This window comes from Bradyrhizobium sp. WSM4873 (genome assembly GCF_055811355.1).
Window position 1 is genome coordinate 128,180 of sequence record NZ_JBVVPS010000006.1, and the last position, 23,577, is coordinate 151,756.

Genomic DNA, 23,577 nt, shown 5'->3' on the forward strand with positions numbered 1-23,577 from the left:
CAACACCGTCATATCTGAAGCTCCGCCTTCTCAAGCGCAGCCTCCGTCTCCTTGCGGTTCAGCGCGACAATATGCTGTGTACGAGCATTCTGCTTCGTTGCGTCGCCAAGCAAGCCAAGTCGTTTCAGAACATAGAACAGCATTGCATAGCGCACGGAAAGCGCACTATTGCCGTGGTCGAGCCCATAGTCCTTAGCAACCACCTTCTTCTGGCTCTCGGTCAAATCGGGATGCGGCCCGATAATGACATCGAAAAAATTGTTCCAGAGCCAGTCGTGCTCGCTGATCGCCCCGGGAATGCCCCTACCACGCAGCTCTAGAATGCGCGGAAGCAGGAAGTCCTTAAACCGGTTCTCAAGGTGGCAATAGGCGCGGGCGTGCCAGCGGAAACCGTCAAAGCCGAAGGCATGCGGCGTGATCCGGCGCCACATCGGATCCGGTCGTTCCCTGTTCATCGACTGATAGAAGATCTCCACCGAGTTTCCCGTGCGCACGGCGTCGAGAATCCCGCGCAAGACCTCAATGTCGATGTCCCGATTCGGGGTTAGCGCAACGTCCGCATTGGGAAGCGCTGCGATCCATGAATCATGAGCGGGGACGGCTCCCTCGGTTACAGAGCGAAGCTGCGCCAGGTAGACGTATGGATCAGGGTCGAGGAAACGCAGGACAAACTTCTCGGCAGCGACATAACGCTTGCCGCGCTTATCGTACGCCATATTTCCGGGCGCGCGATCTTGGTAGCAAGCTAGATCTTTCGACGCCTGAGGAACCGAAAGGCCAAAGCGCTCCACGACGTCAGCGCGGTTGATTGAACCCTCCCAAAAGAGACGAAATTCAACAAATTCAAGCCTTCGCTCGAGTCCCCAACGCATAATGCTGCCCGTATAGTTATATAAACTAAGCGTACCCCTTCGTACGATGAGTATATTTACTATACGCATTTCCCGTGAGTCAACATCTGGCTTGGGCATCGAGATACACCTATCGGCGATCTCACGAGCAAAAGCGAATCATGCAACTTGCAATCTTGTGGGGAAGGTTCCAATTTTGGGCGGAGCGCGTTTCTAGCACGGTGCTACCCGGGTGATCCGCTGCTCAATAAAATTCTACCGCTTGGGCCTGCGGCCTGCTTTGAGAGGGCGTGGCGCCGCCTCTCCCTTCGCAGGCGCGACGAACAATTCCGGTATCGATGCTCTAAGCGCAATCGCAAGCTTTTCGAGAACCGCTACCGACGGATTCTCGATCCCTCGCTCCAGTCGGCTAACATAAGTTCTGTCGATTCCGGCATCCACCGCGAGCGCCTCCTGCGAAAGCTCGCGGCTGACGCGGAGCCGTCTGATGTTTCTGGCCACTAAAGCTTGCGCCTTCATACACGCAAGCGAACATTCGTAGGTCTATTAAACCACGGACGATAGTGCTACTAATCGGCGAGGTCTGTACCTCGGTTTTCTACGACGGTTGCCGATAGGCGCTCACGAAATGCCTGTACGCAGAGGCCCTGCCCCGTTCTAGAGCCGCAATATCGAATTTGCCTAGGGACAAAATTGAGCTCGCAACCTTGCTTTCCGGCGCTAGTTAAGCATCTCGCTGGCCTGGCATGAATGTCGAAGAAATTCGAGAGTTGAAGCCGCAAATCAGACGATTCACCTTGGACGTGATCGCTCGCCGAAGAACGAGAACATCGATGCACCAAGCTGCGGCGAGATACTGGAACGCAATTGCGGAGACCCAGTCGCTAAAAACGGAGTGGGCGCGCCAGTTGTTTCCTCTCCAACAGGAGGACATGGATCTCGCCCTGAAGAACGAGGAGAAGCGACTAACGAGATTGACAAAGAATCCCGTGCTAGCGAGCGCCTATTTAAAGGTTATGCCACTGCTATTGGAAAACCAGGCAATCTCAAATTACCTCCGATCGAACCCAGATCGGCGGCCGGCGAGCACTGAACAAGGCCAGACGAGTCTAGAGTTGACGTCTTCCGCGAGCACGTTCTCACCGCGCTTTACTCACGGCAGTACTATTGACGCCAGAAGCGCAAATGCGTTCTGGATCCGACTTAATGAACTGTTGCCGAGTTCCTCGCATTCCGCCGATCGCCCGGGCTTCGACGGCATGCTAGTCGAGGTCATTTGCCGAACGCCGGCTGGAGCGGCATGTTTTCAGGTTCAGTCACCCAGCGCTACCACAGCGGCAGGACAGTTGGTCCGTCTAATCTACGATCTCGCCTTCGAAGCCTGCTACGCTCCGCCGGCGATGGAGACTCTTGAAGGTCTCTTCGGCTATCTGCGCGACGAGGTGCCGGCACTAATACTCATCACCGGGTCCATCCATCGCCTACGTTTATTCGGAGCCCTGACGAATCAACACCACGAGTCGCTTCGACAACTCGCCGTAGGTTTGCTGCGTACAAGAACGCTACTGATTGATCTGACTAACTTGGAAGCTATGGAAACGGCATTGTACGGCGTCGTCACAGGATTGCACTCTTTGCATCCTCACTCGGCCTTCGCCGCTTCTCCTGTTGCACTTCGAGACCTGGAGAAAATGCAAATCCCTGCCAGGCTTGTGTTCGATCGCGTCGAGGATGCGAGCAATTATCTCACAAAATCTGCAACGTGAGCCAAAAGCTTGGTAAGCGAGACAGAATCGGTGTCGCTTCGCCTTCGCCGGAACGGCAGCATACCGAAGATCTACAGCTTCATAGACATAGCCGTAGTCAAGCAACGCATAGACGCAGCATTTAGCTCGCCAGCCGGGGAACCCCTCAGTGACGGGATGTCGATCTTAGGAAACGCTCTCGGTACGCTCGGAAGACAATCAGCCTTATTAGCCGAAGCGCTTCATCTTCCGTTTCAGCTTCCCACACATCCATAGCCTCTTCTTCGGAAGCATACCCGTGCCGCTCCAAATAAAACGGCATTTCCCAAGGGCAGAGGGCGCCGATGCAAACGAGCAGCAGTTCAATTTCGTCAACTAAGCCGGGCTCCGTGTATCTCGTTGTTCGATCCGGCAATTCTTCCGTTAATCCCGAGTCCGCCAGCATCTTCCAAATAGAAGCGCTGTCGTCCGGACTAGCCGGCCAATTGATCTGACCAGAGATAGCGGCGTGGGCGCGTCGATGCAGGCTGCGTATACCTTCATGAACCATCAGACTGCTCGACTTTCCCGATAATTGCTTGGGCACCCGGTTCAAGATGGATGTGCTCTACTCGCATATACTGCGAGCTTCCATTGCGAACGCGGCGCAAAGTCTCGACTTGAGCGGTAAACGCATTCAGCAGGCGAGCTGCGGCTGACGCCATTGAGGACACGTGCCGGTCGCCACCATATGCGCCGCCCGCTCTATTCAAGACGGCCATTGCGACTGCATGCGTGCAGGCCATCTGAATCGCAAGCGTGGCCTCGATCTCGTTTTTCGGTTTAGCCGCCTCGATAACCGCCAGCACGGCGTTAACGCTCGTCTCAGAAATGCCTCCGGACGGCATGCGTGAGGCATTCTGAATCTGCATCAGCGTCGCATTCACGAAATCGCTCGACGTCGTGCCCAGTGCGGCCTTCAGCCGGTCCCACCAGCGCTGTTCGTCGCCATCTGGCGGATACGGCTTAGAAAGATCCGAGCTCACGCGACGCAGCTTTACGCGCGTGCGGCTGTTAGATGGCTTCGAGCCGTTGATAGGGTGGGGCAGCACCTCGGTCACTTCTCGGTCTCCTTGGCGTAGGTCTCGATCAAGCCTCTCGCCCACTTGCGCTCGCTCACAGCTTCGCACGTGAAGAAGCCCTCCTTGAAGTTCCCGTTTTTGTTGCCGCGAGGTGCGCCGGGGCTGAGACCTCCGTGGAGGCGACACCTCGAACGCCCGCGGACGGCCGGGCATTGGCAGCTTCTTCCGGCTCTGGTCTTCGCCCCGCAACGCACGGCCGATCTCATATTCGCTAATCGGACGACGGTCCTTTGGTTCATGGGGTTGTTACTCCTTCTTCCAAGGCCCCCCCTGAGTTCGGCCTTGATTCGTCCGCTCGGTCCTCATGTGCGCCCAATTCCTCCATGCGCGCCCCCTTTGGATCCGGGGCGCACATGTCAGCCGTGGGCGCACATGCCGCCTCAGGGATGCTCAGCAGGTATCGTGATCCCGGCCCAAAGCCCTCGCGCGTCGAGACGACACCCAGGATCTCTCGTGCTCGCCGGAATCCTTTGTCCTGACGGAGACTCTTGTCCTCGCCCAGCAAGCCAGCCGCGCGTGCTTGCCGCTCGACCTCAAGAACATCCACCGGACCTTGAGCCAAGAGCTGCGCCAGAAACTCGGCAGTCTCCTGGCCGCTCGTTCGATCGCGCTTGCCGGGGCTTTCTGACGCCGCCAAGGCTTCATCCAACGAATGCACCACGTATTCATTCTCGAATGAAACGCCTGATGTGAGGATATCGTCCTCAACCAGGCGCTGCTCGACTCGGAAGGCAAGGCCATCGCACTTTGGGCCGAGGTTGTTCTTGGCTTGGAGGAGCAGCCGACGTCCGTTGTTCTCGGGGTCGTCGACGACGGCGAACGCAGCACGTGCTGCCGCGACAAACGCGATCGATCCGGCAAACCGATTCAACGCGCTCTGAGTGCCCGCCCCACCTTTGTTCAAATGCGTGACGGCGACCACGGCGATCCGCAAACGTCTGGCCATATCTGCCAAAGGTTCGAGAACTTCACGGGTTTCCACGTTTCCATTTCCGTCTGCGCCGCCCATGTACGCAGAGATCGGATCAATGACGATCAGTCGGACGTTCTTAATTTCCTTCGCTCTCGCCTCCAGCAAATCCACATCCGTCTTGAGGCTGAACGTCTTCCGTCCAGTCCCATCCAGTTTGGTCGCCGCCTCGACAATATGGATACGCTTCATATCGGCGTTGGCGGCGATCAAACGCGGAACGATCGTGTCTTCGACGCCGTCCTCGGCGCTCAGCATAATCACGTCTCCCGCGTTGGCCGAGCCCTCGCCGCAGGGCCATGCCCCCCCATTCGAGATCGTAGCCGCCAGGAAGGTGGTCAGCTGGCTCTTGCCCAGACCGGGTGGCCCACCGATCAGAACGAGCTTGCCTTCCGGGATTCGTCCCGGCCACACCCACCGGAGCTTTTCCGGTCGCAAATCACTTGCGCGACGGACGAGCAGCGACCGTTTTCTGCTTGATGTCGGGTTCGTGGGCGATGCCGGCGACCTTCCCTTCGTGAAGACCGATCCGACGATGCGCTCGACCTCCTCTCTGCCTATGTCGAACCAGTTGTAAGTCCCGGCGATCCCGACAAGACGGTCGACCACCACGTTCTTCGGGAGCCAACCGGGAACGGCCTCTGCCAAATCTTTGGTAGATTCGCGAAACGCAACCAGCTTCGAACTTGCCGGCGCGAGCGCGACGTCACGAACTGCATCGCGATATATCCCAGCGGCGCGGGCGCCGTATTTACGTTTGTCATCGTCGAACAGGTGATCCGTTTGATGGTCACCATTGAGCGCTACAATGTTTGCGACGCCCCCATTAAGCTCAGGGGAGCCGTTTGCGTTAGGCTGATGTGGGACTTTATCCTTCACTCGTGAATCTCGCTCGCGTAATGCGGAAGCACCTTGTTCATCTGTGGTCTGCCTTTTCGCGCGCGACGCCACCGTCTGTGACCGTCCCTCGCGCACTGCGTTTGGATCCAGGCTTCGCTTAATTCACCGGTCAGTTTCGCCGCTGGTAGAAAGGTGTCTCACCTGCGGGATCAGCGCTTCTCTTCCAGCATCTTGTGAAACATGGCCTTGGGCACGCGCAGCCGCTTCTTCCCAAAGCGCACGGTCGGGATGTCACCGCACTTCGCGGCGCCGTAGCTGGCGTTCCGGTTGAGGCCGAGCAGCGCCCCGGCCTCGGGGACTGTGTACACGAGACGCTCGTCGTCGCTGCCGTCCGTTGATTTCTTCACTTGTGAACTCCAATGTTATAAGTGGTGACCATACGTTTATCTGAGGACGACCTGAAGCCGCCAGTGAAATAATTTGTACATCCACCACTTTATGTGGCATACCTAGTGTCCTGGTCATGATTAGTCTCAAAGCGTTTAGTCCTGTATTGGCCGAGGCCCTCGGCACCACACCCGCCGCCATCTATGAACGGCAGCGTGCACTCGTTCGCTTGGGTCTGCTACCCGCTCCTGTTGGCCGGGGTCGCGGTAATGGGCTTCCTGCCTCCGCAACAACAGTCGCGATGATCATCATCGCCATGTTGGTGACCGACAATTTGTCCGAGACGGATGATCGCGTCCGAACGGTGGCTGAGTTTCAATGTGTCGGCTCACGAACGAGGCCAGGAAGGAAATGCCTATTAACGGGGAGGCGGGATTTCAAATCAGCCTTAGTTGCTTTGCTGCGGATGACTGAATTTCCTACTCGCCTCAACTTGGAGGTAGCGCGCAACGATCTCTATGCCGTCATCACTTGGTTCGACCGGGCAAAAGAGACCGTTAATCACAGCTTCTTCGGTGGGGAGGCCGGCAGAGCAAGCTATATTAATGTGCGAGCTTATCTCGAAGATGGAGGACTACAGTCGATTGCGGCTGCCCTCAGGCAGGCAAATGAGGCCGATGCTTTGAGGGCCAGTGTGGTTCAGCTTCCATGACCAAAAAAACGGACAGGTGAGCAATGAAGGGGCATATTCGCGAGCGCTCGCCCGGGCATTGGGCAATCATTCTGGATCAGCCGGACCCAGCAAGGGGCAACCGCAAGCGTAAGTGGCATACCTTCAAAGGTACCAAGCGTCAGGCTCAGACTGAATGCGCACGGCTGATCGCTGCGATGAGCGATGGGACCTATATCGAGCCTTCGAAGATCACACTCAATCAGTTCCTTGATCGTTGGCTGGACCACATCAAATCGCAGGTCACGCCAAAATCGCACGAGCGCTATTCTGGGCTCGTTAAGACAAACATTTTACCAGCGCTGGGAGCCCTGCTCCTGACAAAGCTGCGACCGGTCCAGATCAGCGAGAGTTACGCAGCAGCTCTAAAAAGTGGCCGGCGGGATGGCCGTTCTGGGGGACTTGCCCCCCGTACTGTCGGGCACATGCACCGCGTTCTCAAGCAAGCCTTATCCCAGGCCGTCAAATGGGAGCTCTTGATCCGCAATCCAGCTGATGCCGTCGACCCACCTAAGGTCGAATGGAAGCCTGTCTCCACATACGACCTGACAGAAACCGCCCTGATTCTCGAGGCCCTTCGTGGCAAGTCGATTTTCATGCCGTCGCTTCTGGCGGTGATGTGCGGCCTTCGCCGGGGTGAAATCTGTGCGCTTCGTTGGCGTAACGTTGATCTGGACGGTGCGCAGCTTTCCGTCGTGGAGAGCGTGGAACAAACCAAGGCCGGCCTGCGGTTCAAGTCGCCTAAGAGCGGCAAGGGGCGCACAGTCGCCCTGCCCCAGACTGTGGCCGACGAGCTTCGTACACACCGAGCTCGGCTGGCTGAAGACCTCCTCAAGCTGGGCAAGCGAATTTCAGACGATGATTTTGTGGTAAGCCACCCAGACGGTTCCATGGTGCCGCCCATCCACGTCTCGCAGCAATGGGGGTTCGCCATTGCAAAGACTGGGCTGGCCAAGCTGAGGTTTCACGATCTCAGGCATGCTCACGCCACTCACCTGTTGGCTATGGGGGTCCATCCCAAGGTCGCCAGCGAGCGGCTCGGCCACAGCCGTGTGGGGATCACCCTAGACCTCTATAGCCACGTCATCCCCGGAATGCAGGAAAATGCTGCCGCTGACCTGGACCGCGCGATGAAGGCCGCCATCCGCGGCATCGAAAAGACCATTGGGTAGCAAATCCGGTAGCAATCAGCCATTGCCGCCGAATGAGAACAAAAAGATCAATTGATTTTTCAATGGGTTGTGATGGAGGCCACGTCGGGACTCGAACCCGAGTAAACGGTTTTGCAGACCGGCGCGTAACCACTCCGCCACGTGGCCCCAACGAGGGCGGAGCAATATAGGGGATCACGGGTTTAGGCAACCCCGACCGGGCAGCTACGCCTTCCCGCCGCCGAGATATCGGAGGAGAATCTCATCGGTCGCGATGTACGGGATCGCTGTCTCCGCCCGCCTCTCGCGGGACAATCGCCCGTACGGATGATCGGGGTCGGAGTCAGGCCCGCTTGCCCCGTCGGACACCGCGCCGGCGGTCCTTCACCGGCGGCTTTGGCGCCAGTTCGGGCATCTCGGTCTGGACCTCGCGGTAGCGGGTTAACATCCGTTCGAAACTGGCATTCAGCGTCTCGGCGATGTCCGGGCGCTTCTCCAGAGTGGAGAGGATCGTCGCTGCGGCCTCGATGGTCGACAGTCCGTCCTTCCGAGGCTCCTTGCGCAGCCGCCCGTAGCGCGATGGCGCGGCCGGGTTGAGGATGACGCGCTGGCATTTCAGCATCCAGGGGTTACGCCACCACAGGGCCTTGGCCTGACTCCATGTGCCGTCGAGCAGCACCACACCTTCGAGCTTGCCGAGGCGCGCGCGCTGGTTGTCCGCGACATCGCCCTTGCGGTTGAGCGCCAGGATTTCGCCCTCGGCCTCGAGATCGGTGGCATGCGCCGAGCCGAGATAGAGCACGGCCCAGTGCGAGGCGTTCTCAATCGGTTGCCCCAGAGCCTTGGACAGGCTCGGCCAGGACAAGCCGACCCGCAGCGTGGCACCGGCGAAATGCTTCGCAAGCAGCCGGGCGGTGCCGAGCGCCCTGTCCTGCTCCTGCGGATGCTGAAGGATCAGGAGCGAGAGCCGGTTCTTGATGGGCGTGACGCTGTCGCAGATGCACAGCGGCATCGGCTTCTGACAGTGCGGGCATTCGGGGATCGGATCGGCCGGCGCGGCGGCGGTGGGGTTCGACATGGTCGCCGCTATACGCTCTGCACGGCGGTTCAACAACCCGCCTATTCCGCCGGCGCAGCCAGCGGGCGCGGCTCAGAGCGACGACGCAGACGGTCGATCAGCAGGTAGATCACGGGCGTGGTGTAGAGCGTCAGGATCTGCGAGACGAACAGCCCGCCGATGATGGTGATGCCGAGCGGGCGGCGCAGTTCCGTGCCGGGCCCGGTCGCGACCACCAGCGGAATGCCGGCGAACAATGCCGCCATCGTCGTCATCAGGATCGGCCGGAAGCGCGCCTGGCAGGCCTCGAAGATCGCCTCCGCCGATGACAGGCCGCGCTGGCGCTCGGCATCGAGCGCGAAATCCACCATCATGATGCCGTTCTTCTTGACGATGCCGATCAAGAGAATGATCCCGACGAAGGCGATCACCGTCAGCGGCGTGTTGGTGATCTGCAGGGCCAGCAATGCGCCGAGTCCGGCCGAGGGCAGCGTCGAGATGATCGTGAGCGGATGAGCAAGGCTCTCATAGAGCACGCCGAGCACGATATACATCGCCACCAGCGCGCCGAGGATCAGGAGCGGCTGGCGGCCGCTGGTCCTGGCGAAATCGCCGGCATTGCCATCAAAACTGCCGCGGATGCCCTCCGGCATGTGCAGTTCCTCGACCGCGCGCTGGATGTTCTGCGTTGCCGCCTGGATCTGGACGTCCGGCAACAGGTTGAACGACACCGTGGTCGATGGGAACGACTGCGAATGATAGACCGCGAGCGCGGCGAGCCCGCGCGTCGCATGTACCACGGCCGACAGCGGCACCTGCGCGTCGCCCGCTGCGGCGACATAGATGCGATCGAGGTTGGAGGGGTCGACCTGGAATTTCGGATCGATCTCCAGCACGGTCATGTACTGGTTGCGCTGGGTGTAGATGATCGAGATCTGCCGCTGCGAGAACGCGTTGTTCAACGCGTTGTCGATGTCCTGGACGCGGACGCCGAGCGCCGAGGCCTTCTGGCGGTCGATCGACAAGGTCAGTTGAAGCCCGCCGGGATCGCGGTCGCTGGACACGTCGGTGATGCCCTCGACACTTTCCATGCGCTTGGCAACGATCGGGGCCCACTTCTGCAACAGGCCAAGGTCGGTGCTGGTCAGTGTGTACTGGTAGTCGGAATCGCTCTGCCGTCCGCCGGCGCGCACGTCCTGGGCGGCGAACATGAAGAGCCGGATGCCGGGAACCGGGAACAGGGCCCGCCTGAGACGGTCGATCACCACCTGGGTCGAGACGTGATCGCGCTCCTCCGGCGGCTTCAGGCTGATGAACATGGTGCCGCGATTGGAGGTCGCGCCACCCGGCCCGCCGCCGCTGCCGACGGTGGAGCCGATGCCAGCCACGGCCGGATCCTGCATCACGATGTCGGCGAGCCGCTGCTGCAGGCTGAGCATGGACTGGAACGAGATGTCGGCCGAGGCGCGCGTCGCCCCGATGACGAAGCCGGAATCGTCGGTCGGGAAATAGCCCTTGGGCACCTTGATATAGAGCGTCACCGTCAACGCAATGGTGGCGAAGAACACCAGCAGCGTCAGCAGCGGATATTCCAGCACGGTGCGCAAGGTGCGCGTGTAGAACGCGACGATGCGCGACAGCGAGCCCTCAATGATCCGGTCGAACAGGGTCGCCGTGCCGGACGTGGTCTGCCGAATATAATGGGCGCAGATCATCGGCGTGACCGTGAGCGACACCAGGGTCGAGACCAGGATCGCGAAGGTCAGCGTCAGCGAGAACTCGCGCAGCAGCCGGCCGACGATGCCGTCCATGAAGATCAGCGGCGTGAAGGCCGCGATCAGCGACAGGCTGATCGATAGCACTGTGAAGCCGATCTGCCGGGCGCCGTCCAATGCCGCCTGGAGCGGCCGCATGCCGTGCTCGAGATTGCGGTACATGTTCTCGATCATGACGATGGCGTCGTCGACCACGAAGCCGACGGAGATCGCCAGCGCCATCAGCGACAGATTGTCGATCGAGAAGCCCGCGACCCACATGCCGGCGCAGGTCCCGGCCAGCGCCAGCGGCACCGAGATTCCGGCCGCGATCGTCGGCGTGATCCGCCTTAGGAACACGAACACGACGACCATCACGAGGATGGCGGTCGCCAGCAATGTCCATTGCATGTCCAGTACGCTGGCGCGGATCGTGCTGGTCCGGTCGACCAGGGTGGACACATCCACGCCGGCCGGAATCCATTGCTTCAGCGCGGGGATCAGCGCCTTCACCCGGTCGACTGTGTCGATGACATTGGCGTCGCCCTGCTTGGTGATCTGGATCAGCACCGCCGGCTGCTTGTTGAACCAGGCGATGGAACGGGCGTTACGGACGGAGTCCTCGATCTCGGCGACGTCGGCCAGCCGGACGAAATTGCCGTTCGAGCTCTTGATGACGATGTCTCGGAACTCTTTCGCCGTCCGCATCTGCCTGTTGAGCGACAGCGTTTCGCTCTGGCGCTCGCCATTGAAAATGCCGACGGGGCCAAGCGGGTTGGCGTTGATGATCGCAGTCCTGACGTCATCGGTGGCAATGCCGGCATTCGACAGCGCCACCGGATTGAGCTGAATGCGCACCGCAGGCTGGTCGGCGCCGCTGATCGCCACGTTACCGACGCCGGGGACCTGCGAGATGCGCTGCGCCAGCACGGTATCGGCGACGTCGTAGATCGCGCTGGCCGACAGCGTCTTCGAGGTCAGCGCCAGAACGAAGACGGGCGCGCCCGCGGTATTGGCCTTGCGGAAGCGCGGCAGCGTCGGCAAATCGCTGGGCAGGTCGACCAGGGACGCGTTGATCGCCGCCTGCACGTCGCGCGCGGCCTTGTCGATGTTGCGGCCGATGTCGAACTGGAGCTGGATGTTGGTCGTGCCGAGCGAAGAGGTCGAGGTGATCTGGTTGATGCCCGCAATCTCGCCGAGCCGACGTTCCAATGGCGAGGCGACCGTCGCGGCCATCACGGACGGGTCGGCGCCGGGACGACTGGCAGAAACGAAGATGGCTGGGAAATCGACGTTCGGGACCGAGGCGACGGGGAGGAACTCGTAGGCCACGATGCCCAGCAGGAACAACCCGATCGACAGCAGCGTGGTCGCGACCGGGCGGCGGATGAAGGGCTCCGAGATCGATGCCATCACTGCATCCCCTCGGTCGCGCCCGCGACCGGCGGCCCGCCGGGTTCGGCCGGCGGCAGCGCCTGCTCGAGGCGGCGGTTGATGCGGTCGAGCGCCAGGTAGATCACCGGCGTGGTGTAGAGCGTGAGCAGTTGGCTGAGCAGCAGGCCGCCGATGATGGAGATGCCGAGCGGAAAGCGCAGCTCGGCGCCGGTGCCGCTCTCGATCGCCAGCGGCAGCGCGCCGAACAGGGCGGCCAGCGTCGTCATCATGATCGGACGGAAGCGCAGCAGACAAGCCTGCACGATGGCTTCGTTGGGCGACATCCCCTGCCCGCGCTCGGCCTCGAGCGCGAAGTCGATCATCATGATCGCGTTCTTCTTGACGATGCCCATCAACAGGATGATGCCGATCAGCCCGATCACCGAGAGGTCCTGCCCGCAGAGGATCAGCGCCAGGATCGCGCCGACGCCGGCCGACGGCAGGGTCGAGAGGATCGTGATCGGATGGATGTAGCTCTCGTAGAGCACGCCGAGCACGATATAGATCGTGATCACCGCGGCGAGCAGCAGCCAGGGCTGGCCGGCGAGTGCCTTGGCGAATTCGGCAGCATCGCCGGCATAGACGCCGACGATGCTGTTGGGCATCTCGATCCGGGTCTCGATGGTCTTCACGGCTTCGACGGCATCGCCAAGCGCCGCGCCCGGCGCGAGGTTGAAGCTGAGCGAGATCGACGGGAATTGCGCCTGATGCGAAATCGCGAGCGGCGCGGTGGTGCGGGTCAGCGTCGCCACGGCGGAGAGCGGCACCTGTGCGTTGGGCGCACCTGCGGTCGCGCTCGCCGCGCCCGGCAGATAAAGCTTCGACAGGATCGAGGGATCGCGCTGGTACATCGGCAGCGCTTCCAGCACCACGCGGTACTGGTTGGCCTGGCCGTAGATCGTCGATATCTGGCGCTGCGCAAACGCGTCGTTGAGCGTGTCGGTAATGCCCTGGAGGCTGACGCCGAGCTGGCCGGCGCGGGTGCGGTCGACCGTGAGCTGCGCCCGCAGACCGCCTTCCTGCGCCTCCGAGGAGACGTCGCGGAACAGCGGATCGCGCCGCATCTCCGCAACCAGCTTGCGCGCCCATTCCGACACCAGGGCAGCGTCGGTGCCGGTCAGCGTGTACTGGTATTGCGAGCGGCTCGACTGGGTCGAGATCTGCACGTCCTGCACCGGCTGGAAGTAGACGGTCATGCCGGGGATGGCCGACACCCTCTCCTTCAGCCGGGTGATGACGACGCTGACATCGTCGCGCCGCTCGCCGCGAGGTTTCAGCGTCATGACAAGCCGGCCGACATTGGTGGTCGGATTGACCGACCCTGCCCCGATCACCGAGACCACGCCGGTCACGTCAGGGTCGGCCTTGATGGCGTCGGCTGCGGCGGCCTGCCGCTTCTGCATCTCCGCGAACGACACGTCCGGACCGGCTTCGGTCACCGCCGTGATCGAGGCGGTGTCCTGCAGCGGCAGGAAGCCCTTCGGCGCGACGACATAGAGCGCCAGGGTCGCGATCAGCGTGGCGAAGGTCACGACCAGCGTCGCGCGCTGGCGCTCCAGCACCCAGAGCAGCGTGCGGTGATAGAACCCGACGGTGCGGTCGATGAAGCGGCTGACCGCGGCAAGACCCGGCACGGCCAGCTCTTCATGGGCATGCTTCAGCAAGCGCGAGCACATCATCGGCGTCAGCGTCAGCGACACCACGGCCGAGGTCACGACCGCGATCGTCAGCGTCAGCGCGAATTCGCGGAACATGCGGCCGACGAGGCCCGACATGAACAACAACGGGATGAACACCGCAATCAGCGAGACCGTCAGGGAGATCACGGTGAAGCCGATCTCGCTGGCGCCCTTGAGCGACGCCTCCATCGCGCTGTCGCCGTTTTCCATGTGGCGGACGATGTTCTCGATCATCACGATGGCGTCGTCGACGACGAAGCCGGTGCCGATGGTGAGCGCCATCAGCGATAGATTGTCGAGGCTGAATCCGGCGAAATACATGATGCCGAAGCTGGTGATCAGCGACAGCGGTAGCGCCACCCCGGCGATCAGCGTGGCGCGGAGCGAACGCAGGAACAGCAGCACCACCAGCGTCACCAGCACGACGCTCAGAATCAGCGTGAACTGCACGTCGCGCACCGAGGCACGGATGGTGACGGTGCGGTCGGAGACGATGGTGAGGTTCACCCCGGCCGGTATGGCGCGCTGGACCTTCGGGATTTCCGCGCGGATCTGGCTGACGACGTCGATCACATTGGCGCCGGGCTGACGCTGGATGTCGATGATGACGGCGGGTGAGCCCTGGTACCAGCCGCCCGTGCGGTCGTTCTCGAGGCCGTCGACGATCTGGGCGACGTCGGCGATCGTGACAGGCGAGCCGTTGCGGTAGGCGACGATGACAGGTTTGTAGGCGTCGGCGGCGGCGATCTGGTCATTGGCGGCGATGATGTAGGATTGCTGCGCGCCGTCGAGCGAGCCTTTCGGCCCCGAGACGTTGGCATTGGCAATCGCGGTGCGCAGGTCTTCCATGGCGATGCCATAGGCTGCAAGCCGCGCGAGATCCGCCTGAATGCGGACGGCCGGCTTCAACCCGCCCAGGACCGAGACGCGACCGACGCCGGAAATCTGGCTCAGCCGCTGCGCCAGCAGCGTGTCGGCGATGTCGCTCATCGCCCGCAACGAAATCGTGTCGGAGCGTAGCGCCAAAGTCATCACCGGCGCATCGGCCGGGTTCACCTTGGCGTAGGTCGGCGGATAAGGCAGCGTCTTCGGCAGCACGCCGGCCGCCGCATTGATCGCGGCCTGGACATCCTGGGTGGCGCCGTCGATGTCGCGATTGAGATCGAACTGGAGCGAGATCTGGCTGACGCCGAACGAGCTGGTCGAGTTCATCGCCGACAGCGACGGGATCTGGCCGAGTTGCCGCTCCAGCGGCGCGGTGATCAGCGAAGCGATCACGTCGGGGCTCGCGCCGGGCAATTGCGTCGTCACCTGCACGGTCGGGAAATCGACCTGCGGCAGTGCCGAGACCGGCAGCGCGAAATAGCCCAGCAGCCCGCCGATCAGAAGCGCGATGCCGAGCAACGAGGTCGCGATCGGCCGTCGGATGAAGGGTTCGGAGACGCCCATGGGATGCGCCTGCCGCTCAGGCGGCTGTTGTCGGGATCATGGCTGCCTGGCTCCACTTCCCGATGCACCCGGACTTGACGGAGGCCCTGGTGCCGGTCCGGTCTGGCCCTTCTGGTCGCCTTCGCTGCTCTTGCGTTTGGCGCGGAACTCGCCGTCCTTATCTTGTCCGTCCTTCTGGCCGTCTTTTGCGCCATCCTTCTTCTGACCATCCGGCCCGCGCGAGCGCTTGCGCGGCGCGAGATCGGCCGACGGGGTCTGGTCGTCGCGGCCGATGACGACCTTGGAGCCGTCGGATAAATTGGCAAACCCCGTCGTGACGACCTTATCGGTCGCCGACAGGCCGCTGGCGATGACGGCGTCATGCTCGTTCTGCTGCGTCACCGTCACGGGCTTGGCCGCGACCACGTTATCCTCGCCGATGACATAGCTGAAGGTGCCGATCGGGCCGCGCTGCACCGCCGACGTCGGCACCACCAGCGCCTGCGTCAAGGTCTCGACCTTGAGGCGGACATTGACGAACTGGCCGGGCCAGAGCTGGTAGTTGGCGTTGGGGAATTCGGCCTTGAGCCTGAGCGTGCCGGTGGTCTGGTCGACTTGGTTGTCGATGCCGGTGAGCTTGCCGGTGTCGATCACGGTGAGGCCGTCATTGCCGAACACATCGACCGCGAGTGGGCCCTTCGACGCCGCGGCGTTGACCCGCATGATCTGCTGCTGCGGCAGGCTGAACCACACCGCGATCGGCTGCAATTGCGTGATCACCACGAGGCCAGTGGTGTCGGAGGCATGGATGATGTTGCCCTGGTCGACCTGGCGCAGACCGGCGCGGCCCGAGATCGGCGCCACGATCTTGGTGTAGCTCAGCGTCGCCGCCGCATTGTCGATCGCCGCCTGGTCGGCCTTGACCAGCGCCTCGGTCTGCGCGACCAGCGCGCGCTGGGTGTCGGCCTGCTGCTTGGATCCGGCATTGGACGCCGCGAGCTGCTCGTAGCGCGTGAGGTCGATGCGCTGGTTGGCGAGCTGGGCCTGGTCCTGCGCCTTCTTGGCGACGGCCTGATCGTACGTCGCCTGGTAGAGCGCCGGGTCGATCTCGCCGACCACGTCGCCTTTCTTGACGTCCTGTCCCTCGGTGAAATTGACCGCAATCAGCTTGCCGTCGACCTGCGAACGAACGGTCACGGTGTTGAGTGCGCGGATCGCGCCGACGCCGTCGAGATACACGGGAACGTCCTGGATGCGGGGCGTCGCCGCCAGCACCGGCACCGGCAGATCGGGCCGCTGGTTGCGGCTGTTCGCCTGCTGCGGCTGCTGGTGCCAGGTGGTCCAGCCGTAGTAGCCGAGCCCGCCGAGGATCGCGAGCGTGATCAGGGTCATGACGAAGCCGCGCCCGCGCGACGTCTTCGCCGTTCCCTCCTTCGCGCCCTGCTTCGTATCCGGCTTAAAGAGCATTGACCGGTTTCTCCATCCTCGGCTCCCAGCCGCCGCCGAGCGCCTGATACAGGCTGACGATAGCAAGAAGGCGGGCAAGTTGCGCCTGCGACAGCGCGTCTTCCGCCTGGAACAGGGTCAGTTGCGTATTGAGCACGGTGACGATGTCGGCGGTGCCGGCGCGCAATTGCTGCTCGGAGAGATCGAAGGCGCGGCGGGAGGCGTTGAGGACGTCACGCTGCAATTGCAGCCTGATCGTGGTCTGCTTGATCGAGAACAGCGCGTTATCGACATCGGCAAACGACTGGATGATGGTCTTGCGGTAGGTCTGGAGCAATTCGTCCTGTCGCGCCTTGGCAAATTCGAAATTGCCGAGGATCTTGCCGCCGTCGAAGATCGGCTGCGTCGCGCTGCCGACGAGCTGGAAGAACGCCGCATGCGGCTGGAATAGCGAGACCAGGGCCGAGCTCTGATAACCGCCATTGCCGGTCAGTTGGATCGTCGGAAAGAACTGCGCGCGGGCATTGCCGACGTTCGCTGTCGCGGAGGCGAGCTGGGCCTCCTGCCGGCGAATGTCGGGCCGCTGCGTCAGGAGCTCCGACGGCAGTCCCGGCGTCACGCGGGGAATGGCGATCCGGTTCAGCGAGCCGCCGAGCACCCGCACGCTCTCCGGCGGCCGCGACACCAGGACTGCAAGAGCATTGACGTTCTGGTCGAGCGTCTGGCGCAGCGGCGGCACCAGTGCCTTCTGGTTTGCGAGCACGCTCTCCTGCTGGGCGACGTCGAGGTCGGTGCCGGTGCCGGCTTTGCGCCGTTCCCTGACGGCATCAAGGATGCGCTGCGCGCTCGCGATGTTGCGCTGTGAGGTCCTGATGCGATCCTGCGAGGCCAGCACCTGGAAATAGGCGTTAGCCACACCCGCAAGCGTCGTCAGCGCAACGACGTCGCGATCGAAACGGTTGGCATGCGCCGTTTCTTCCGCGGTCTGGAGTGCGTCCCGGTTCTGACCCCAGAAATCGAGCTGGTAGCTCGCGCTTAGCGAAGCCTGGTAGTTGACGACCTCACGGCCGCCATTGGTGAGCCCCGAGGCGGAGGAGCCGGAGGTGCGCGAATAGGCCTCCTGCCCGGTGCCGGAAAGGCTCGGCAGCAGCGCCGCACCCGCCTGCCGGGCCTGGGCGTCGGCTTGGACGATGCGCGAAACGGCGGCGGCAATGTCGAGATTGACGGTCTGCGCCTCTTCCATCAGCTGCGTCAGCTCTGCGGAGCGGAAGCTGCGCCACCAATCCAGCGAGGGCGGCGCATCGCCCTTCCCGGCGTATTTGTATTGCGTGGGAACGTCCAGAGCGGGGTCCGGAAGGTCCTGAGTCAACACGCAGGCGCCAGAGCTGGCGGCCAGCCACAACGCCGCAAGCCAGCGCGCCGCACGATACGTCTGGGACGCAGGACCTGGAGACCGCCGCACGGCGATCGCCGGAACTTGCTGTGTCACATCCACCCCCCGGCGGGCAGATCGAGCCGCCACCGCGCGGCCGGATTAGCCGATTCGCAGCGCGGTCGTCGGGGGGCTTTGGATAACTCGTTCACAGGTGATGCTTTCAGCGAAACCTTGCGTCTCATACTAGCCGGACGCGGAACTGCGGGACAGTCCCGCAGGTGCGAGATAGGCAGTGCCCGCGCGATGATGGCACGACGGCACAAATGCAAGATATGCCTGTCTTGCAGTGACTTTTTCATTTTTCATGCATCACAAAGCGCTTTCAAGCTTACCAAGAATTCATGTGACATTAGCGCTACACCTGGGGGAAGCTAGGCAGGCGCTCTCCTGAGCTGCGCTGTAGCACAGTTAGCGGGGCCCAGCAGGAACTGGCGCCACGCCGGCCGAGCCGCGCAGTTCCGGGCTTCGCACATTCATCCCTCTCGCTGGTAAGAGATTCCTGCTGGCGCACCGAAATCCTTTGATGCAGAACGGATGCTGGAGGGCCTACTGGTCGGCCCCGTGTTCGAACAATCCCTTGCCCCCTTCAAAGCTCAGAGCTCGCACGCATGCTGGGTCTATTCGATCGCCTGAGCCTGTTGCGCAGAATTGACGAGCTCGACGATCAATCCATCTCCTTTCGTCGCAAGTTTGGAAATGCCCAGAGTCGCATCATCATTTTTCTGCCTTGGAATGTATCGATCGAAGCAGCAGAAGCTCTGCGTCTTCTCCCGAAGTCGTACTTTACATGCAACGAAGCTCCTCAGGGAATCGTGAGCTCGACGCCTGACATACCGGTTCTTTGCTTGACCGAGACCGAAAAAACATTCGTCGAGGACCTTGCGACCATCCGGAAATCGGGACGGCATCCGCTGCTCATCGGCATGAGCATGGGGAATTTCGCAGCGACCTATCTGGCCAACAAATATCATCTCGACCTGATATCCGTCGCGAGTGGTCATAGCGGAGACTGGCTCACCTTCAACAGCCCCGCGTCACATCATTTGCGCATCAAGGCCGAAGCAACGGGACTGCGTCAAGCAGACTTCACTGCGCGGTTGAATTCAATCAGTCCTGTTAACAATTTAGGTTCACTGGGGTCCGCATCGCAGTTCATCTTCGGAAACTTCGACCATTTCATTCCGAAGTACAGCCGCGATGTGTTGATCACCAAACTTCGGCAAACTAGGCCAGACATCCCGATCACAAAAGCTCCGTTCGGGCACGTCGTTACAATTCTGCTGTGGAAATTCCTCGCCCGGGGCTATCGGGACGACTGAACTCCAATGCCGACGGTGGAGCAGCACCTTGTTGGTGTCCAGCGGCCTGCATTCGCTCCGCGACCTTGACGTATCTTCGGATTCCTCCGCGCACCAGTGCTCCCATATCGGTGCTCGCGTATTTGTGGAGAGCGTAATAGCACAGGAGCGCCATGACGAGGCCCCAGAATGCCTCGTCATGGACGGGGCCGAACCTCAACAACAGGCCGACGAGGCAGATGAACACGCCCGTGCCGATCATAGACATCCACCATCCGCTAAACGTCTCGTCGAACCTGGTGATGTCAGTTGTCTCGAGATTACCCGCAATTGAGCGACCGCTCGCCTCCTGTCGAACGGTTCTACAAAAATCCCAGGCCGCAAAATTATTTGCCGCCGTTATCAGCGGCCCGATCAAGGACGTGACGTACCACCAGGTCGGAAACAACCCTGCGGTCGACACGCACAGCAGCATGATCCCAAACGGAGTTAATCTCATGGTACGCTCGGCCCATCGAGCTGCGCGGGTGCGCACCGATCGCGTTGTAATCGACGAAAATATGGAGTTGTAGTATTGTGACACCACCAGGACGATCGCGAATGCGAGAGTCTGCCCTGCTATGACCGACTGAATTTCAGGTGGTCCAAACACGCTCGCGTTTAGCTTGTCGATCGTGCCTTTCACCCACCCGCTGGGCGACCACAGATTTGCGGGTATTGCGTCGGTTGGATGCACAGTCTGAAAGAGCTTGTATCCACAATAGACCAGCGATGCGACGATGGACGTGTTAATAACCGCGCCCCAGCAGTAGAGATATTTCGCATTCGCACTGTAGGCGTCCTTGTCGGTGAGCTTCCCCAACGTCGGGAGCTCACGAACGATCTTCACGATTTGTTGGACAAGCGGCTCGAATCCTCCCCAGGCAGCGGACACCTCAACTCGCGTATCGATGAGTTTCGTTATCTGCTCTTCTTGCTCCAGCCGCCGCCTCAACGCGCCATACGCGGCTGTTTGATCCAATCCATCCGACCATGATGCCCTGTCGACAGGATCGATGGCGATCAGCTCCTCAACGATCGACGCAAGTTGAGGATGGACTTGCCAAAGGCGATCGAGTTGAACGGACAAATCGATTGCATTCGACGATGGTCGCATGATGTCGAGAATGACCATTCCGAGCGAATAAATATCCGCCTTGGTGCTTCCTTCGTATGCGCCGGCCATCATCTCCGGTGCACTGTAACGTACAATATCACTGCGGATCGGCAGCCCGGAAAGTCCCTCGCGCAGGAGATAATTATAGCCGAAGTCGATAAGACGAACGCTGAAGCGACGGATTTTATCATGCCCCACCGGCAGGTTTTCGACCATGATATTGCCCGGTGATAGGTCCAGGTGCGGCGACCGCAATGCTTCGAGGTTTCCGATGATCCCGAACAATAACTCCCTTCGCTCATTGACCGTCATCTTGTCCAGTTCCCCGCGCTCCATGATGTCGGCGAGGCTGCTACCGTCGATGAACTCCATTTGGATATAGGATCCGCCGGCCGCGAGAACGCGAGGAAGACGCGGATTGGCCGCCGCCTGAGTCCGGAGAAGGCTCCCATAGGATGAGGTTTGATCCCTGATGAGAGAGCTTCCCATGAATTGCGGCTTGACGAGTTTGAAAACGTAGTCTGCCGAACCGCCATATCGGATCACATAGGAAGTGGTGCCCGACGCGATCATCGTCACTTCGGCGTGCGCATCTACGATCTTGGACCGGTCAATCCCGTAATAGCTGGCGATCCAACTGCGCACGGCGGGGCTGGCCAGATACTCACTGGCACTTGCAAGCGCGGTGTCCGCTTGTAGAATATCGCCTGCGGACATCACCGACGAGCGCCCGGCTTTGACCGCTTGAGCCTGATCCGCACTACGGCAACAAAGCAGAAAGCCTATCGCGCCCTCCGCTTCTGTCGAGCAACCAGTGCATGCCAGTACTTCGTAGAGCCGCCTTAACCTGTGCAGCTCAGATTGATCAAACGTTGCGGTTGAGACCGTGACACGAAGCCAGAACTCGAATGGCGAAAACGCTTCCATCGGATTGGGCGGCTTCGAAAGGCCACTGAGCGCATCGAGGAGTTTTCCAGTCAGGCTCGGCGAACCGGCGTGACCGTCGAGATAATTTGTGTCGATCGCCTCGAGTGCTCCTTCGAGCGCTCCAATAAGTGCATTCTCAATCATTTGTGCCCCAACGCGAAATCACTTCCATCGCGACCCGGTTGTCAAACTAGCGTGAGACAATTTTCAGCACCAGTGGCCGCGGAACACGGGCGCCCGGAAACCTCCTTTGCCGCAAAGCAACAATAAGAGTTTGGCCGGCCGGCTTGTATGCCCAGCCCCCCTCCTTTAGGGTCGTCCAGTAATTGCAAAATCGACCGGTAAGTGCCTGACATGACCATTCGAAACGACGTTGTCGAAGCCATCGGCAACACCCCGCTAATCAAGCTCAAGCGCGCTTCCGAACTGACCGGCTGCACCATCCTGGGCAAGGCCGAATTCATGAATCCCGGCCAGTCGGTGAAGGATCGCGCCGGCAAATGGATGATCCTGGAGGCCGAGAAGCGCGGCGAGCTCAAGCCCGGCGGTCTTGTGGTGGAATCGACCGCCGGCAATACCGGCATCGGCCTCGCGGTCGTGGCCAGCGCGCGCGGTTACCGCACGCTGATCGTGATCCCGGAGACGCAGAGCCAGGAGAAGAAGGATTTTCTGAAGCTGTGCGGCGCCGAGCTGCTGGAATCACCGGCACTGCCCTATTCCAATCCGAACAACTACCAGCATGTCGGGCGCCGCCTTGCCGACGAGCTGCGCAAGACGGAGCCCAACGGCGTGCTGTTCGCCGACCAGTGGAACAACCTCGACAATGCGAAGGCGCATTACGAGTCCACAGGTCCCGAGATCTGGGAGCAGACCGGCGGCAAGATCGACGGTTTCGTCTGCTCCGTCGGCAGCGGCGGCACGCTGGCCGGCACCAGCCGCTTCCTGAAAGAGAAGAGCAAGGACGTCAGGATCGCCTGCGCCGACCCGCACGGTGCCGGCATGTATGAATATTTCAGAACGGGCGACGCCAAGGCGACGCCGGGCGGCTCGATCACCGAGGGCATCGGTCTCAACCGGGCGACCGCAATCGTCGAGAGCGCAAAGGTCGACGACGCCTATCTCATCCCCGATGCCGAAGCGGTGACGGTGATCTACGAACTCCTCCAGCACGAAGGCCTGTGCCTCGGCGGCTCGACCGGCGTCAACGTCGCCGGCGCGATGCGTCTCGCAAAACAGCTCGGGCCCGGCAAGACGATCGTCACCGTGCTCTGCGATTCCGGCAGCCGTTACCAGTCGAAGCTGTTCAATGCGGACTTCATGCGCGCCAAGAGCCTTCCCGTGCCGGAATGGCTGGAGAAGCGCAGCAACATCAAGCTGCCGTTCGTCTAGCCCCAGGTCGGTCGCGACGATCCCTGCGACACCCGCCCGAGGCGCTCGTTCGATAGCGAAGGTTTGATCGCGCGCGTGCGCGGCGGGAGGGGAGCGCCGTAGGAGCCTTCGCTGTCGCCGCTCGGCCAGAACATGAGCGCGAGCATCAGCCCGAGGTTGACCAGCGCGCCGACCGCCGTCGCCTGGTGCTCCTGCCCGATCGCCCAGGCCGGAAACCGGCCCGCGACGACATGGTCGACGATCACGAGCGCGAACCAGGCAGGCACCACGCAGACCGGATCCCAACCGATGTCGCGGATGCGCATCGATTGCAGCGTGAAGGTGGCAACCCCGAAGAAGATGATCGCGGCGTTCATCGCCCAGCTCCTGGTGAGATCTTCAGGCCGGATCGCGCCGGGCGAGGTGTTGCGCAGCACCGCCGTTGCGATCGCAAAGCAGATTGCCGTCATCACGATGGCAAGCGCGACCGTGGCGAGGAAGAAATGCAATCGCCCGAGCCGGGCGTTCAAGCCGAAGACGAAACCAAGCATTGGCGCACCCTTTTTGGCGCCAAATGCCAAGAAATAGCTTTCGGAGCCATGAACCGGCCCGGTCGCGCACCGGCGCATGGTTTCCGGAGGACTAACTTGACCTTCGCAATTTGGGGCGTTCGTCTGGCAGGCCGAGTCAGGCGCCCTCGCCGCCTTCCGACGCCGCAGCACAATAGTCGCGCCAGAACTGGCGGTAGCCCGCTTCGAGCTCCCGCGTGTAGGTCTCGACATTGCCGGCGGGCGAGGCCG

19 protein-coding genes and 1 tRNA gene are annotated in these 23,577 nt (G+C 61.5%); 5 read left to right on the forward strand and 15 right to left on the reverse strand.

Annotated features, from left to right (window positions below; translation table 11 throughout):
- Positions 1-8: 8 nt before the first annotated feature.
- Both AC0L21_RS11585 and AC0L21_RS11590 read right to left on the reverse strand, forming a co-directional pair.
- Positions 9-872, reverse strand: coding sequence for a BrxR family helix-turn-helix transcriptional regulator (locus tag AC0L21_RS11585; protein ID WP_473261369.1), 864 nt, complete (start codon positions 870-872; stop codon positions 9-11).
- A gap of 234 nt (positions 873-1,106) precedes the next feature.
- Positions 1,107-1,370, reverse strand: coding sequence for a helix-turn-helix domain-containing protein (locus AC0L21_RS11590; protein WP_473261371.1), 264 nt, complete (start codon positions 1,368-1,370; stop codon positions 1,107-1,109).
- Between the two features lie 227 nt (positions 1,371-1,597).
- Between AC0L21_RS11590 and AC0L21_RS11595 the strand changes: the two genes are divergently transcribed.
- A complete protein-coding gene (locus tag AC0L21_RS11595) occupies positions 1,598-2,617 on the forward strand; it encodes a hypothetical protein (RefSeq protein WP_473261373.1) in 1,020 nt (339 codons plus the stop codon).
- Positions 2,618-2,762: 145 nt separating this feature from the next.
- On the opposite strand, the gene AC0L21_RS11600 is transcribed toward AC0L21_RS11595, so the two are convergent.
- The 5 genes from AC0L21_RS11600 to AC0L21_RS11620 all read right to left on the reverse strand — a co-directional run bounded on the left by AC0L21_RS11600 (position 2,763) and on the right by AC0L21_RS11620 (position 5,934).
- Positions 2,763-3,146, reverse strand: a complete 384-nt coding sequence (locus tag AC0L21_RS11600; protein WP_473261375.1) for a hypothetical protein — start codon at positions 3,144-3,146, stop codon at positions 2,763-2,765.
- Positions 3,136-3,696, reverse strand: a complete 561-nt coding sequence (locus AC0L21_RS11605) for a hypothetical protein (RefSeq protein ID WP_473261377.1) — start codon at positions 3,694-3,696, stop codon at positions 3,136-3,138. Before AC0L21_RS11605 ends, AC0L21_RS11600 begins: the two co-directional genes overlap by 11 nt.
- Positions 3,693-3,956, reverse strand: a complete 264-nt coding sequence (locus AC0L21_RS11610) for an HGGxSTG domain-containing protein (RefSeq protein WP_473261379.1) — start codon at positions 3,954-3,956, stop codon at positions 3,693-3,695. The genes AC0L21_RS11605 and AC0L21_RS11610 overlap by 4 nt, the downstream gene beginning before the upstream one ends.
- Positions 3,953-5,566 carry an AAA family ATPase gene (locus AC0L21_RS11615; RefSeq protein ID WP_473261382.1) on the reverse strand — a complete coding sequence of 538 codons (1,614 nt, stop codon included), beginning with the start codon at positions 5,564-5,566 and terminating at the stop codon, positions 3,953-3,955. The genes AC0L21_RS11610 and AC0L21_RS11615 overlap by 4 nt, the downstream gene beginning before the upstream one ends.
- Positions 5,567-5,736: 170 nt before the next feature.
- The gene (locus tag AC0L21_RS11620) at positions 5,737-5,934 is read right to left on the reverse strand and encodes a helix-turn-helix domain-containing protein (protein WP_473261384.1); all 198 of its coding nucleotides are present in this window, start codon (positions 5,932-5,934) and stop codon (positions 5,737-5,739) included.
- A 116-nt stretch (positions 5,935-6,050) separates the two neighbouring features.
- Between AC0L21_RS11620 and AC0L21_RS11625 the strand changes: the two genes are divergently transcribed.
- Entirely contained in the window at positions 6,051-6,626 is a 576-nt protein-coding gene (locus tag AC0L21_RS11625; RefSeq protein ID WP_473261386.1) for a hypothetical protein, read from the forward strand.
- A gap of 23 nt (positions 6,627-6,649) precedes the next feature.
- Positions 6,650-7,816, forward strand: a complete 1,167-nt coding sequence (locus AC0L21_RS11630; protein ID WP_473261390.1) for a tyrosine-type recombinase/integrase — start codon at positions 6,650-6,652, stop codon at positions 7,814-7,816.
- A 73-nt stretch (positions 7,817-7,889) separates the two neighbouring features.
- On the opposite strand, the gene AC0L21_RS11635 is transcribed toward AC0L21_RS11630, so the two are convergent.
- From AC0L21_RS11635 to AC0L21_RS11660, 6 genes are all read right to left on the reverse strand, one after another.
- Positions 7,890-7,963, reverse strand: a tRNA-Cys gene (locus AC0L21_RS11635).
- A 175-nt stretch (positions 7,964-8,138) separates the two neighbouring features.
- Positions 8,139-8,873: a tRNA-uridine aminocarboxypropyltransferase gene (locus AC0L21_RS11640; RefSeq protein ID WP_473261392.1), complete on the reverse strand. Its 735-nt coding sequence runs from the start codon at positions 8,871-8,873 to the stop codon at positions 8,139-8,141.
- Between the two features lie 41 nt (positions 8,874-8,914).
- Positions 8,915-12,019, reverse strand: a complete 3,105-nt coding sequence (locus AC0L21_RS11645; protein WP_473261394.1) for an efflux RND transporter permease subunit — start codon at positions 12,017-12,019, stop codon at positions 8,915-8,917.
- Entirely contained in the window at positions 12,019-15,168 is a 3,150-nt protein-coding gene (locus tag AC0L21_RS11650) for an efflux RND transporter permease subunit (RefSeq protein ID WP_473261397.1), read from the reverse strand. Before AC0L21_RS11650 ends, AC0L21_RS11645 begins: the two co-directional genes overlap by 1 nt.
- Positions 15,169-15,204: 36 nt before the next feature.
- The gene (locus AC0L21_RS11655; protein WP_473261399.1) at positions 15,205-16,614 is read right to left on the reverse strand and encodes an efflux RND transporter periplasmic adaptor subunit; all 1,410 of its coding nucleotides are present in this window, start codon (positions 16,612-16,614) and stop codon (positions 15,205-15,207) included.
- Positions 16,604-18,088, reverse strand: coding sequence for an efflux transporter outer membrane subunit (locus AC0L21_RS11660; protein WP_473261401.1), 1,485 nt, complete (start codon positions 18,086-18,088; stop codon positions 16,604-16,606). The genes AC0L21_RS11655 and AC0L21_RS11660 overlap by 11 nt, the downstream gene beginning before the upstream one ends.
- Before the next feature lie 548 nt (positions 18,089-18,636).
- Here AC0L21_RS11660 and AC0L21_RS11665 point away from each other — a divergent pair.
- On the forward strand, positions 18,637-19,347 hold the full coding sequence (locus tag AC0L21_RS11665) for a hypothetical protein (protein ID WP_473261403.1): 711 nt from the start codon (positions 18,637-18,639) through the stop codon (positions 19,345-19,347).
- Here AC0L21_RS11665 and AC0L21_RS11670 read toward each other — a convergent pair.
- Positions 19,298-21,553, reverse strand: coding sequence for a protein kinase domain-containing protein (locus tag AC0L21_RS11670; protein ID WP_473261405.1), 2,256 nt, complete (start codon positions 21,551-21,553; stop codon positions 19,298-19,300). The genes AC0L21_RS11665 and AC0L21_RS11670 overlap by 50 nt on opposite strands.
- 210 nt (positions 21,554-21,763) lie before the next feature.
- Here AC0L21_RS11670 and AC0L21_RS11675 point away from each other — a divergent pair, with 210 nt between their 5' ends.
- Positions 21,764-22,798, forward strand: coding sequence for a cysteine synthase A (locus AC0L21_RS11675; RefSeq protein ID WP_473261407.1), 1,035 nt, complete (start codon positions 21,764-21,766; stop codon positions 22,796-22,798).
- On the opposite strand, the gene AC0L21_RS11680 is transcribed toward AC0L21_RS11675, so the two are convergent.
- Entirely contained in the window at positions 22,795-23,328 is a 534-nt protein-coding gene (locus AC0L21_RS11680) for a DUF805 domain-containing protein (protein ID WP_473261410.1), read from the reverse strand. The genes AC0L21_RS11675 and AC0L21_RS11680 overlap by 4 nt on opposite strands.
- Between the last annotated feature and the right edge of the window lie 249 nt (positions 23,329-23,577).